Annotated in this window: 10 protein-coding genes; 4 read left to right on the top strand and 6 right to left on the bottom strand. The window is 58.7% G+C overall.

Features of this window, described 5'->3' with window-relative positions:
- Window positions 1-71: 71 nt before the first annotated feature.
- Window positions 72-1,268 (top strand): NO-inducible flavohemoprotein, encoded by a 1,197-nt coding sequence (hmpA, locus tag R0I78_RS00570; protein WP_317073916.1) that lies wholly within the window; start codon window positions 72-74, stop codon window positions 1,266-1,268.
- A gap of 108 nt (window positions 1,269-1,376) precedes the next feature.
- Window positions 1,377-2,210, top strand: a complete 834-nt coding sequence (locus R0I78_RS00565) for a CoA ester lyase (protein ID WP_317073915.1) — start codon at window positions 1,377-1,379, stop codon at window positions 2,208-2,210.
- A 47-nt stretch (window positions 2,211-2,257) separates the two neighbouring features.
- Here R0I78_RS00565 and R0I78_RS00560 read toward each other — a convergent pair whose 3' ends face one another.
- Entirely contained in the window at window positions 2,258-2,404 is a 147-nt protein-coding gene (locus tag R0I78_RS00560; protein ID WP_317073914.1) for an entericidin A/B family lipoprotein, read from the bottom strand.
- Window positions 2,405-2,522: 118 nt separating this feature from the next.
- Between R0I78_RS00560 and chrA the strand changes: the two genes are divergently transcribed.
- Window positions 2,523-3,653, top strand: coding sequence for a chromate efflux transporter (gene chrA, locus R0I78_RS00555; RefSeq protein ID WP_317073913.1), 1,131 nt, complete (start codon window positions 2,523-2,525; stop codon window positions 3,651-3,653).
- A gap of 252 nt (window positions 3,654-3,905) precedes the next feature.
- Here chrA and purT read toward each other — a convergent pair whose 3' ends face one another.
- The 5 genes from purT to R0I78_RS00530 all read right to left on the bottom strand — a co-directional run bounded on the left by purT (window position 3,906) and on the right by R0I78_RS00530 (window position 10,693).
- Window positions 3,906-5,087, bottom strand: a complete 1,182-nt coding sequence (purT, locus tag R0I78_RS00550; protein ID WP_317073912.1) for a formate-dependent phosphoribosylglycinamide formyltransferase — start codon at window positions 5,085-5,087, stop codon at window positions 3,906-3,908.
- 51 nt (window positions 5,088-5,138) lie between these two features.
- The gene (locus R0I78_RS00545; RefSeq protein ID WP_317073911.1) at window positions 5,139-7,592 is read right to left on the bottom strand and encodes a heavy metal translocating P-type ATPase; all 2,454 of its coding nucleotides are present in this window, start codon (window positions 7,590-7,592) and stop codon (window positions 5,139-5,141) included.
- A 14-nt stretch (window positions 7,593-7,606) separates the two neighbouring features.
- Window positions 7,607-7,798: a heavy-metal-associated domain-containing protein gene (locus tag R0I78_RS00540; protein ID WP_317073910.1), complete on the bottom strand. Its 192-nt coding sequence runs from the start codon at window positions 7,796-7,798 to the stop codon at window positions 7,607-7,609.
- Window positions 7,799-7,926: 128 nt separating this feature from the next.
- A complete protein-coding gene (gene gabT, locus R0I78_RS00535; RefSeq protein ID WP_317073909.1) occupies window positions 7,927-9,207 on the bottom strand; it encodes a 4-aminobutyrate--2-oxoglutarate transaminase in 1,281 nt (426 codons plus the stop codon).
- Between the two features lie 22 nt (window positions 9,208-9,229).
- Complete coding sequence (locus R0I78_RS00530; RefSeq protein WP_317073908.1) at window positions 9,230-10,693, bottom strand: NAD-dependent succinate-semialdehyde dehydrogenase; 1,464 nt, start codon at window positions 10,691-10,693, stop codon at window positions 9,230-9,232.
- A gap of 157 nt (window positions 10,694-10,850) precedes the next feature.
- On the opposite strand from R0I78_RS00530, the gene R0I78_RS00525 reads away from it, so the two are divergent.
- Window positions 10,851-11,777 (top strand): LysR family transcriptional regulator, encoded by a 927-nt coding sequence (locus R0I78_RS00525; protein ID WP_317073907.1) that lies wholly within the window; start codon window positions 10,851-10,853, stop codon window positions 11,775-11,777.
- Window positions 11,778-12,142: the final 365 nt, after the last annotated feature.

Raw genomic sequence — 12,142 nt, 5'->3', positions numbered from 1 at the left:
AAATGTACCTATATTATCCCACTCCATTAAGTGTCATATTTAATGCAACTTTAAAGGCAAACGAGGTACTCATGCTGGAAGCCCGCACCATTGAAATCGTGAAAAGCACCGTTCCCCTGCTGGAGTCGGCCAACACCGCCCTGACCGAACATTTCTACCAGCGGATGTTTCGCGACAATCCCGAGCTGAAAGATGTGTTTAACCTCAGCCACCAGAATACCGGTCGCCAGCCTGCCGCCCTGTTTGCCGCCGTACTGGCCTATGCCAAAAACATCGACAACCCCGCCGTACTGAGCACAGCTGTAGAGCGCATCGCTCAGAAGCACACCGGTTTTTCCATTCAGCCGGAGCAATACGCCATTGTGGGCCATCACCTGCTGGAAACCATTAAAGAGCTGGCTCCCGATGCCGCCACACCGGAAGTGATTGATGCCTGGGCTCAGGCCTACGGTGCCCTGGCCGACATCTTTATTGGCCGCGAAGAGCAAATTTATTCAGAAAAGGAAACTCAAACCGGCGGCTGGCGTGGCACCCGCAACTTTGTGGTAAAAGAAAAGCAAGTGGAAAGCGAGCTTATCACCAGTTTTCTGCTGGCCCCTGCCGACGGCGGCGCCGTGGTCGGCTTCAAGCCCGGTCAGTACCTTAACCTGCACCTGGTTTCCGACCAGCTGGCGCATCACGAATATCGCCAATATTCACTGTGCCAGGCATCCAATGGTGAAAACTACCGCATTGCGGTCAAACGTGAGCAGGGTGGCGTGGTCTCCAACTTTATGCACGATCAGGTTCAAGTGGGCGATACCCTGCAGGTGCTGCCGCCTTCCGGCGACTTCTTTATGGACGTGACTCCGCAAACCCCTGTAGTACTGCTGTCTGGCGGCGTAGGTCTGACCCCCATGCGCGCCATGCTGGATCAGCTGCTGAGTCAGGGCCATCAGGCTTCTGTTCACTGGCTGCATGCCTGTGAGAACGGCGCTCAGCACGCCTTCAAAACAGACATTCAGGCCCGCCGCCAGGCTCATGCCAATCTGGAAACTCATATCTGGTATCGACAGCCGCAGGAGGCCGACCGCCCGGCGGAAGATTATGACGCCACCGGCCTGATGGATCTCGGCAAGCTCAGAGACGCCATCTGCCAGCCCGGTGCTCACTACTATTTCTGCGGCCCCGTGCCCTTTATGGCCATGGTAAAAGAAACCCTGTCCGGCTGGGGCATTGCCGACGACCAGCTGCACTATGAAGTATTCGGCCCACACCAAAGCCTGTAACCACAGCACGCTCTAATACAAGGCCCGGCTGCTTGCAGCCGGGCCTTGTTTGATCTAAACAGAAGACGTCTTCGCTTCGCCATCGCGAAGGGTTAAATGGAGTTTTCTATGAACATCAATGCGCTGCAAACCCTGCTGTTTGTTCCCGCCAACCGCCCCGAGCGGTTTGCCAAGGCCCTGAGCAGTGGTGCCGATGCCGTTATCATCGATCTGGAAGATGCTGTGCCCCCGGCAGAAAAGGACGCTGCTCGCAGCACCCTGGCCCACTGGCTTACCGAGCAACCTCCGGCCTCGGTATTGGTGCGCATAAACGGCACCGACACGCCCTGGTTCAATCAGGATGCCGCCCTGTGCCGTGCCGATGCGGTGGCCGCCATAGTGGTGCCCAAGGCGGAAGATCCCGATGCCCTCACTGAACTGGCCAATGCCAGCGACAAACCCCTGCTGCCTTTTATTGAATCAGCCAGAGCCCTGGCTCTGCTCAATGATATAGCCACCGCCAATGGCGTGGCCCGGCTGCTGTTCGGCCAGCTCGACATGGCGCTGGATCTGGCCATGGACTATCCGCCTCCGGCCGGCGAGCCCCAAGATCAAACCCCTTTTTTGCCCATTCGCAGCCAGCTGGTGGTCACCTCCCGGGCTCACGAGCTGGCCGCACCGCTGGATGCGGTGTATACCGCCTTTAACGATGACGAAGGTCTGCAGAACTATGTGCGGGAAGGGGCGAAACTGGGCTTTGGCGGTGTTTTGCTGGTGCATCCGCGTCAGGTGGCTCCGGCCACTCAGGCGCTGGCCCCTACTCAGGCGCAAATCAACTGGGCAGATAAGGTCATGGCGGCCAATGAACAAACAAACGGAGCCGTGGTGGCGGTCAATGAACATATGGTAGACAGTCCGGTGGTCGCCCGGGCCCGGCGTATTTTGCAGCATAATCGCCATTAAGCAGCAGGGCCGGCAATGGCCGGCCCTGCGCTCACGAAAACGGCAACTTACAGTTTTTTCTGTACGTCTCTTGCCGCATCCTGAACCACTTCACCGCCGCGCTCTATGTCTTTACCGGCACCGGCAAAGGTGTTGCAACCAGCCAGGTTCAGTGTCAGTGCTGCTAACACTAATAAGATTGTCTTTCTCATCATATGAGTCCTTATTTTGAGTACCACGAAAGCAGTATAGACACGAAAACATCCCAACACATGAACTGTCATCATCACGGGAGTATGATGAAGCCATTGTTTATTCAACGGAGCCTTCTTTATGCTTTCCGTGTTCTGGCAGTTCTTTATGTTGGGTTGTGTCAGCTTTGGTGGCCCTGCTGCCCATATCGGCTATTTTCAGCGTCATTTCGTGCAAAAACTGGGCTGGATAGCGCAGGATCGGTTTGCCTCAACAATGGCGTTATGCCAGTTTCTGCCCGGCCCCGCCTCCAGCCAGCTGGGCTTTGCCATCGGTTATCAGCGCGCCGGCCTGGGCGGGGCCATTGCCGCCTTTATCGGTTTTACCCTGCCCTCGTTCGGGCTGATGCTGGCACTCGCCCTGCTGGGGCAGCATTACGCCAACTCTCCCGTTACCTCGGCGGTGGTAAGCGGCCTTAAGCTGTTTGCCCTGGTGGTGGTGGCCGATGCGGTGCTGACCATGGCCGGCCAGTTCTGTCGCCGGCGCCTGAGTCTGGCTCTGGCGGTGGGAACCTCCGCGGGGCTTTGGCTCTGGCCCGGGCTGCTGGCCCAGTTTATTGCCCTGCTGGCCGCCGCCGTGGTCGGAGCCATATTGCTTACCCGCGACAGCGGCGAGCCAGTGCGCAAGGCCTTTATTAACTGGCCGTTTTTATTGTTGTTCGCCGCCTTGTTTGCAGGCCTGCCGCTGCTGGCCCATGGTGGCTCGGCGGGGCTGTTTGCCGACTTTTATCAGGCCGGCAGCCTGGTATTTGGCGGCGGCCATGTGGTGCTGCCCCTGCTGCAGAACCTGCTGGCAAACGATCTTTCCAGTGAAGTGTTTCTGACCGGTTACGGCGCAGCCCAGGCCATGCCCGGTCCCATGTTCAGCCTGGCCAGCTTTCTGGGTGCCGAGCTGCTGCCCGCCAGCCCGCTGCTGGGTGCACTGGTGGCCACCTTTGGCATTTTTTTACCGGGCTTTTTGCTGGTGCTGGCGTTTATTAACGGCTGGCAGGCACTGGCGGCCAATCCGCGCATGGCCGGTGCCATTGCCGGGGTGAATGCCTCTGTGGTGGGGTTATTGCTGGCGGCCCTGTATCAGCCGGTATTTGTGGCCAGTGTCACCGGTGCGCCGGCGCTCGCAGCGGCGGCGCTGGGTTTGCTGGCACTGCGCGTGTTCCGTTGCCCGCTGCTGGTGCTTATTCCGGCCTTTATGTTACTGGGTGTGTGGTTGTAAAACGGTTTGTCTGTAAAAGGTCGGGGAAACGGCCCACTTCCCCGACACGCTTCAAGCCCCTCCCTGGGACGCTCGGCAAATGCATCTGACCGCCAAGGATGGCGAAAATGCCGAAAATGCAGGAGCAACTTTTCGGCCATGGCATTTGATCGGTCGTTGAAGTGGTTCCCTTTCCCCTCCCCTTCATGCCCTGCGTAGTCTGTTCAGAAAAACAGACAACACTGTTGTGAGCTCTGAGGGACTAAGAAAAGCTTAAAACTCTACCTTAACTGCGGCGGCGGCCTGGCGCGCCTTTTCCCTTGCAGCGTCAATGCTGTTGCTCAGGGCCAGGGCCACGCCCATACGGCGGCGGCCATTGATTTCCGGCTTGCCGAACAGGCGCAGATCCGTGTCGGGCTGGGCCAGAGCTTCACTCAGGTTGCCAAAGGTGGTCTGGGTGGACTCCCCTTCCGGCAGGATCACCGCCGAGGCCGCCGGGCCATACTGACGAATCGCAGGAATGGGCAGGCCGAGAATGGCACGAGCGTGCAGGGCGAATTCCGACAGGTTCTGGGAAATCAGGGTCACCATGCCGGTGTCATGAGGCCGGGGCGAGACTTCGCTGAACAGCACCTCATCACCGCGAATAAACAGCTCCACGCCAAACAGACCCAGGCCACCCAGAGCAGCAGTGACCTTCTCCGCCATGGCTTCAGCCGCTGCCAGCGCCGCCGGGCTCATGGCCTGAGGCTGCCAGGACTCGCGATAGTCGCCGTCTACCTGCACATGGCCAATGGGCGCACAGAAGCGGGTGCCGCCTACATGACGCACGGTCAGCAGGGTAATTTCGTAATCAAATTCCACAAAGCCTTCCACTATCACACGGCCGCCGCCGGCACGACCGCCTTCCTGCGCATAATGCCAGGCGGCATCGATATCGGCCTCGGTTTTCACTGTGCTCTGGCCCTTGCCCGACGAGCTCATAATGGGCTTGACCACACAGGGCAGGCCAACCTCGGCCACGGCGGCGCGAAACTCGTCTTGGGTGCCGGCAAAGCGATAAGGCGAGGTGGCAAGCCCCAGCTCTTCCGCTGCCAGCCGGCGAATGCCTTCCCGGTTCATGGTGAGCTGAGTGGCCCGGGCGGTGGGCACCACGTTAAAGCCTTCCCGCTCAAGCTCGGCCAGGGTATCGGTGGCAATGGCCTCGATCTCGGGCACGATAAAATGCGGCTGCTCTTGTTCTATCACGGCACGCAGGGCAGCACCGTCGAGCATGGAAATCACATGGGAACGGTGAGCTACCTGCATGGCCGGCGAGTTGGCATAGCGATCCACCACTATCACTTCAACGCCCAAGCGTTGCAGCTCAATCACCACTTCCTTGCCCAGCTCACCGCCGCCGCACATCAAAACCCGGGTGGCAGTTGCCGAGAGGGGGGTACCCAGAGTTGTCATAACAGAAGTCCTGTTTTGTGAGAAAGCGCGCATTATAACAACTCGGGTCTGTTATGCGCCCCTGAACCGTTTCAGCCGCAGGGCATTACTCACCACAAACACGCTCGACAGCGCCATGGCACCGGCGGCCAGCATGGGCGACAGCAGCAGGCCAAAAGCCGGATACAGCACACCGGCCGCCACCGGGATCAGGCATACGTTGTAGGCAAAGGCCCAGAACAGATTTTGGCGAATATTGCGCAGGGTGGCATGACTGATGGCCAGCGCCTGAGGCACGGCGCGCAGATCGCCGCGCATCAGCACCACGTCGGCCGCCTCAATAGCAATGTCGGTGCCGGTGCCAATGGCCAGCCCCACATCCGCCGCCGCCAGTGCCGGCGCATCGTTAATGCCGTCGCCCACAAAGGCCACTGTGCCGTGCCGCTGGCGCAGGTGCTCCAGGGCTTCCACCTTGCCATCAGGCATCACTTCGGCCTCAACGGCATCTATGCCCAGCTGGGTAGCAATGGCCTCGGCCGTGCCCTTGTTGTCACCGGTGATCATGGCCACCTTGAGCCCCTGCTGATGCAGGGCGGCAATGGCATCGGGCGTGCCTTCCTTGATGCGGTCCGCCACCGCCAGAATGGCCGCCGGTTTGCCGTCGATAGCGGCATAAAGCGGCGTTTTACCTTCATCAGCCAGCTTGTGAGCGGTGTCGGCAAACACCGAGAGATCCATATCAAGGGATTTCAGGTAACGATCCGCCCCCACCTCCACTCGCACGCCGTCGATCTTTGCCTTTACGCCCATGCCGGTAACGGTGTCGAACTCGCTTACTTCAGGTAGATTAAGGTCCCGTTCTCGTGCCGCCGCCAGCAGGGCCTCGGCAATGGGATGCTCGGAGCGCTGCTCCACGGAAGCAATTTGCGCCAGCACCTCGTCCTTATCAAAGCCTTCGTTCACTTGCAGATCGGTGAGTTCAGGCTTGCCTTCAGTCAGGGTGCCGGTCTTGTCAAAGGCGATCACCTTGACCCCGCGCAGCGCCTGCAGCGCCTCGCCCTTGCGAAACAACACGCCCAGCTCGGCGGCCCGGCCGGTGCCCACCATAATGGAGGTGGGCGTGGCCAGCCCCATGGCACAGGGGCAGGCAATGATCAGCACCGCCACCCCGTTGACCAGGGCAAAGCTGAGCGCCGGTGCCGGCCCCAGCCACCACCAGAGCATAAAGGTGAGCAAGGAAAGGGTCATGACCACAGGAACAAACACACCGGTCACCTTGTCGACCAGCGCCTGAATAGGCAGTTTGGCCCCCTGAGCCTGCTCCACCATGCGAATAATTTGCGAAAGCCGGGTCTCTTTGCCCACTTGCGTGACTTCCACCAGCAGCGAGCCCTTGTTGTTGACAGTGCCGCCGGTGACCTCACTGCCCTTTTGCTTTTCTACCGGATCAGGTTCACCGGTCAGCATGGACTCGTCCACCCAGGAAGCCCCTTCCACGACGGTGCCGTCTACCGGAATGCGCTCCCCCGGGCGTACCCGCACTTTGTCTTTTACTCTCACCCGTTCAAGAGGCACTTCTTCGGTGCTGCCATTTCGTTCCACTCTGGCCGTGGGTGCCTGCAGGCCGAGCAGCTTTTCAATGGCCTCGCCGGTGCGCCCCTTGGCCCGCGCCTCAAGAAAACGCCCCAGCAGAATCAGGGTGACGATCACCGCCGCCGCCTCAAAATACACCTGCCGGCTGCCGGCAGGCAGCCAGTGCCCGGCAAAGGTAGCCACGGTGGAATAGCCCCAGGCGGCCAGCCCCCCCAGCGCCACCAGCGAGTTCATTTCGGGTGCCCCGCGCAGCAGCGCCGGCAGCCCTTTTTTCAAAAACAGCAAGCCCGGGCCAAACAGCACCAGACTGGCCAGCACAAACTGAATGCGCCAGTTCAGGGCTTGCCCCAGGGTGTTGTTAATCCATTCATGCATGCCGGGCACAAAGTGCGCGCCCATTTCCAGCACAAACACCGGCAGGGTAAGCACAGCGGCCATGATCAGCGAGCGTTTCAGCGATTGCCGTTCCCGCTCGCGGCCATGCCCCTCGTCGGCCGCAGGCGCATCCTCGGCGGCCTCGGCACTAAAGCCGGCTTTTTCTACCGTGGCCACCAGGGCACTGATATCCTGACTGCCGGCAAGCCACTCCACATACGCACGCTCGGCAGCCAGATTGACACTGGCCGACAGCACGCCGGGCAGCCGGCTGAGTACTTTTTCTATCCGGCCAGTGCAGGACGCACAGCTCATGCCGCCAATCACCAGCTCCGCCTGCTCGGTCGGGCACTGGTAGCCGCCCTTGTTCACTGCTGCTACCAGCTCACTGGCGGCGGTGCCCTTGTCCAGCGCCAGCTCGGCACGGTTCGACGCCAGGTTTACGCTGACTGAACGCACCCCCGGCACATCGCTCAGGGCCTTTTCAACCCGGGAAACGCAAGACGCGCAGCTCATGCCCTCTATGAGCAAACGCAGCTCTGCTGATTTAGTGCTCATGGCTGCCTCCGCTGTTATTCGCAGTCGTAACCGGCGTCGCTCAGCGCCTCAATAATCTCTTCCCGAGGCAGGCAGGTACTGATGCTCACCTTACGGCTGGCCAGTTCAAAGTTCAGTTCGCAGTCCGGATCCAGCTCGGTCAAAATGCCGGAAATCACGCCTACACAGTGGCCACAGGTCATATCAGGTACGGTAAGAGTCAGCATGGTTTAGCTCCTTATGATGTTAAACACCCTTACTTTGAACCCTGACACAGGGGGAAGGTCAAGCCCCAAACAAAAAAGGCGGGCACAAGGCCCGCCAAAGCTACTTTGACATCGACGTATCAACCGGCTTAAACGAGTTCGGAAAGCACTTGTTCAAGCAGATCCAGACCTTCGCTAACCACCTCCAGCGGTGAGGTCAGGGCCGGCAAAAAGCGGATGACGTTGCCGCGTACACCGCAAGACAACAAAATCACACCTTTCTCGATTCCCTTCGCCACCACGGCTTTGGTCAGCTCCGGATTGGGCTGATCCACATCCCCGTTGTGTACCAGCTCCATCGCCACCATGGCACCCAGGTTACGCACCTGGCCGATATGGTGAGGATATTTGCTCTGCAGCTCGCTCAGACGCTTGTTCATCAGCTCGCCAATGGCCAGGGCTCTGTCGCACAACTGCTCTTCTTCAATAATGTTCAGCACTTCCAGACCGGCGGCGCAGGCCAGCGGAAAGGCGGCATAGGTGCCTCCCAGACCGCCCGGGTTGGCGGCATCCATGATGTCGGCCTTGCCCACCACGGCAGACAGCGGAAAACCGCCGGCAATGCCCTTGGCCATGGTCATCAGATCCGGTTCAATTCCAGCATATTCGGTAGCAAACAGCTTGCCGGTACGGGCGAAACCGGTCTGAATTTCATCACAAATCAGCACAATGCCGTGCTGATCACAGATAGCACGCAGTTTCTGCAGGAACGACGCCGGTGCCTGATAAAAACCACCTTCTCCCTGCACCGGTTCTATGATCAGCGCTGCTACCCGACCTGGCTCGATATCACAATGAAACAGTTCATCCAGCGCCTTGAGCGACTGCTCTTCGGTAACGCCATGATAGGCATTCGGGTACGGCAGGTGATAAATCTCATTCGGGAAAGGACCAAAACCCGCCTTGTAAGGGGCAACCTTGCCGGTCAGGCCCATGGCCATATTGGTGCGGCCATGAAAGCCGCCGTTAAAGGCAATGATGCCGCTGCGTTTGGTATGAGCACGGGCAATTTTCACCGCGTTTTCCACTGCCTCAGCACCTGTGGTGACAAAAATGGCTTTTTTGGCAGTGGGGCCCGGAGCCAGTGTTACCAGACGCTCGGCTAGCGCCACCACACTCTCGTAGGGCGTGACCATGGCACAGGTGTGACTGAAGCGCTGCAGCTGTTCGTTGACGGCAGCCACAATGCGCGGGTGGCTGTGGCCGGTGTTGACCACGGCAATGCCGGCGGCAAAGTCGATAAAGCGGTTGCCTTCCACATCCCAGATTTCATTATTTTTGGCACGATCGACATAAACCGGGGCCATGTTGCCCATGCCACGGGCAAAGACGGCGTCTTTGCGTTGCTGAAGTTGCTGGTTCTTGCTCATGATAATGCTCCTTTTTTCACGCTCAGCGAATGCCGCCCATGCACAGATATTTGGTTTCCATATAGTCCGCCAACCCTTCGGCAGAGCCTTCCCGGCCCAGACCGGATTCCTTCACGCCGCCAAAGGGGGCAATTTCGTTGGACAGAATGCCCTCGTTAATGCCGATCATGCCGTATTCCAGCTGCTCGGCAATGCGCCAGATGCGGCTGTGACTTTCAGTATAGAAATAGGCGGCAAGACCATAGGGAGTGTCGTTGGCAATGGCCACGGCCTCGGCATCATCCTTAAAGCGGATCACCGGTGCCACTGGGCCAAAAATTTCCTGATTGGCAATGGCCATTTGCTGGGTCACATTACCGAGAATAGTAGGCGCATAGAACAGCTCGCCGGCTGAATGACGGCGGCCACCGGTAACCAGGGTGGCACCTTCGCTCAGGGCAGCGTCTACCATGCCGGCAATCTTGTCGACGGCAGCCTTGTTGATTACAGGGCCAAGAGTGGTGGCCGCATCAAGACCGTTACCAATAACAAACTTTTCCACTTCCGCCTTGAAGCGGGCCATAAATTCATCGTAAATGCCATCCTGCACCAGAATGCGGTTGGCGCAGACACAGGTCTGACCGGCGTTACGGTATTTGGAGATAATGGCACCAGTGACGGCGGCGTCGAGATCGGCGTCGTTGAACACAATAAAAGGCGCGTTGCCACCCAGCTCCAGGCTGAGCTTTTTCATGGTATCGGCGCTCTGGCCATAAAGCAGCTTACCCACCCGGGTAGAGCCGGTGAACGACAGCTTGCGCACGCGAGAATCGCTGGTCAGCACATTCCCTACTGTTGCCGCCTGGCTGGAGGTGATCATGTTGATCACGCCGGCAGGAATGCCTGCCTGCTCGGCCAGCGCCATCAGCGCCAGGGCAGAAAACGGGGTTTCTTCAGATGGCTTGACCACCACGGTGCAGCCCGCCGCCAGCGCCGGGGCCAGCTTGCGGGTAATCATGGCGTTGGGAAAATTCCAGGGAGTAATGGCCGCCACCACGCCAATGGGCTGCTGAATGCTCAGGGCCCGCTTGTCGCCGGTGGGGGCAGAGAACACCTTGCCGTAGGCACGTTTGGCTTCTTCAGCATACCACTCAATGTAGGAGGCACCGTACAGCACCTCGCCACGGGTTTCAAACAGGGGCTTACCCTGCTCCTGGGTCATCAGCCGGGCCAGATCTTCCTTGTGCTCAATAATAAGATCAAACCAGTTGCGCAGCAGGCGGGCCCGCTCTTTGGGGTTAAGCGCACTCCAGGCCGGCAGTGCCCGGCTGGCGGCATCAATGGCAGCGCGGGTTTCGGTTTCGCCCATGTCGGGCACCTGGCCCAGATGATCGCCGTTGGCGGGGTTATAGACAGTAATGGTGTTGCCACTGCCGGCCTGACACCAGCGACCGTCGATATAACCGCTTTCTCTTACCAGGGTGCTGTTTACTGCAGAAATGCTCATTTAAGCTGCCTCATCTTGAGTCCATCCTCGCCCGCAAGTCCAATTGCCGTGAGCAGCGCCACAACGGCACGGGCCACTGTTTGACAACATGCTAGCCCCCGGCGCAAAGTCCGGTAAATCACCCCCTCTCAACATACACATTGAAGCAGTTCAAACTATGAGCCAGACCAACAGACCCGTTCTCAGCCAGATTGGCGACTATGAAATTCGCCTGCTGAAACTGTTTAAAACCGTGGTGGAATGCGGCGGTTTTTCCGCAGCGGAAACCGAGCTCAATATCAGTCGTTCCACCATCAGTGTGCACATGGCCAACCTGGAAAGCCGGCTCAAGCTCAAGCTGTGCCGCCGGGGCCGCTCGGGTTTTTCACTGACCGATGACGGAGAAGTGATCTACGACTCCACCAAGCGGCTGTTCAGCCGGCTGGAAGAGTTTCGCTACACAGTAAACGAACTGCATGAGCAGCTCAGCGGCGAGCTGAGAATTGTGTCCAGTGACAGTATCTGGCTGGAAGATGAATTTTCCATGGTGGAGGTATTTGCATCCCTGGGCGAGCAGGCACCGGATGTAAACGTGAGCGTGGATGTGGCTTACATGGGCGAAATTGAACGCCGGGTGCTGAGCGAAGAAGCTGATATTGGCTTTATTCACTACCACAGGGATCTGGAAGGGCTGGATTATCATCATCTCTATCAGGTGCGCTGTTTTCTTTACTGCAGCGATCGTCACCCGCTGTTTACCGAGCAGAATGATACCGAGATTGCCGAACGCCTGCCCGAATTCAAGCTGATCCACCCGGGCATTCATACCAACCCGGAAACCAGCGCCCAGCTGGCGGGCATGCAGCTGGCCGGCCGCGCCTACCACTACGAGCCCCGCGCGGCCCTTATTCTTTCCGGTCAGTACATCGGCTTTTTGCCCGAAAGCTACGCCCGCCGCTGGGTAGACACAGGCCGCCTGCGTCCGCTGCTGCCCCGCCAGAAAACCCATCTGCTGGGCATTTCTGCCATTACCCGCAGCCACGGCCGCCAGAGCCGCATTCGGCAGTTGTTTTTGCAGCTGCTGAAAGCGCAGCTGAACAGTTAACCCCCTCCCGACCTCCCCCTTAAAAGGGGGAGGAGCACTTGATTTCCCTTCCGACCTCCCCTTAAAAGGGCGAGTAGCACTTGATTTCCCTCCCCTTCTTAAGGGGAGGGTCAGGGAGGGGTTAGTAACAGTATGATCACACTCACAGTTCCCGCCTTTGATTCGGCCACAATTTCCCTTTTAAGCGGTGCTAACCACTGTACACACAAGGATTTTCCGGTTTTTGTTTGATTCTCATCAAACTCAAGTTTCGCTTTCGTTCATTTAACCGGACGTTAACCTGACGCAGACTCAACCCGTCAAAACCTAACCCCGCTTCGGGCCAGGCCCGACGCCAACGGAACGTGATAATACAAGGGACTTAA

It is taken from the genome of Oceanimonas sp. CAM02, from assembly GCF_032842915.1.
In the GTDB taxonomy this organism is placed as follows: Bacteria; Pseudomonadota; Gammaproteobacteria; order Enterobacterales; family Aeromonadaceae; genus Oceanimonas; species Oceanimonas smirnovii.
This window is presented reverse-complemented; position numbering and strand designations above follow the sequence as displayed.

Excerpts from the sequence above, each read along its gene's own strand:
- hmpA (WP_317073916.1), top strand. The coding sequence starts at position 72 with ATGCTGGAAGCCCGCACCATTGAAATCGTGAAAAGCACCGTTCCCCTG.
- R0I78_RS00565 (WP_317073915.1), top strand. The coding sequence starts at position 1,377 with ATGAACATCAATGCGCTGCAAACCCTGCTGTTTGTTCCCGCCAACCGC.
- R0I78_RS00560 (WP_317073914.1), bottom strand. The coding sequence starts at position 2,404 with ATGATGAGAAAGACAATCTTATTAGTGTTAGCAGCACTGACACTGAAC.
- chrA (WP_317073913.1), top strand. The coding sequence starts at position 2,523 with ATGCTTTCCGTGTTCTGGCAGTTCTTTATGTTGGGTTGTGTCAGCTTT.
- purT (WP_317073912.1), bottom strand. The coding sequence starts at position 5,087 with ATGACAACTCTGGGTACCCCCCTCTCGGCAACTGCCACCCGGGTTTTG.
- R0I78_RS00545 (WP_317073911.1), bottom strand. The coding sequence starts at position 7,592 with ATGAGCACTAAATCAGCAGAGCTGCGTTTGCTCATAGAGGGCATGAGC.
- R0I78_RS00540 (WP_317073910.1), bottom strand. The coding sequence starts at position 7,798 with ATGCTGACTCTTACCGTACCTGATATGACCTGTGGCCACTGTGTAGGC.
- gabT (WP_317073909.1), bottom strand. The coding sequence starts at position 9,207 with ATGAGCAAGAACCAGCAACTTCAGCAACGCAAAGACGCCGTCTTTGCC.
- R0I78_RS00530 (WP_317073908.1), bottom strand. The coding sequence starts at position 10,693 with ATGAGCATTTCTGCAGTAAACAGCACCCTGGTAAGAGAAAGCGGTTAT.
- R0I78_RS00525 (WP_317073907.1), top strand. The coding sequence starts at position 10,851 with ATGAGCCAGACCAACAGACCCGTTCTCAGCCAGATTGGCGACTATGAA.